Source organism: Micromonospora yasonensis (assembly GCF_026013475.1).
In the GTDB taxonomy this organism is placed as follows: Bacteria; Actinomycetota; Actinomycetes; order Mycobacteriales; family Micromonosporaceae; genus Micromonospora; species Micromonospora yasonensis.
The window spans coordinates 1-388 of record NZ_JAPDPH010000491.1; the positions used below are offsets into that span (position 1 = coordinate 1).

1 protein-coding gene is annotated in these 388 nt (G+C 71.4%); it reads right to left on the reverse strand.

Features of this window, described 5'->3' with window-relative positions; all coding sequences use genetic code 11:
* Positions 1-388, reverse strand: a 388-nt coding sequence (locus ONA70_RS36500; RefSeq protein WP_265011025.1) for a beta-ketoacyl synthase N-terminal-like domain-containing protein, incomplete at both ends; no start/stop codon positions are given.

Here is a 388-nt window from a genome sequence, read left to right on the forward strand (position 1 = left end):
CGAGGGCCTGGCGGATGACGCGTTCCTGGGATGGTCCGTTGGGTGCGGTGAGGCCGTTGCTGGCGCCGTCCTGGTTGACGGCGGAGCCGCGGATGACGGCGAGGATGTGGTGGCCGCGTTTCTGGGCCACTGAGAGTCGTTCCAGCAGCAGCAGGCCGGCGCCTTCGCCCCAGCCGGTGCCGTTGGCGGCGGCGGCGAAGGGTTTGCATCGGCCGTCGGGGGCGAGTCCGCGTTGTCGGCTGAATTCGATGAGCATGCCGGGGGTGGCCATGACGGTGACGCCGCCGGCGAGGGCGAGGTCGCATTCGCCGTTGCGGATCGCTTGGGTGGCGAGGTGCATCGCGACGAGGGAGGAGGAGCAGGCGGTGTCCACGGTGACCGCCGGCCC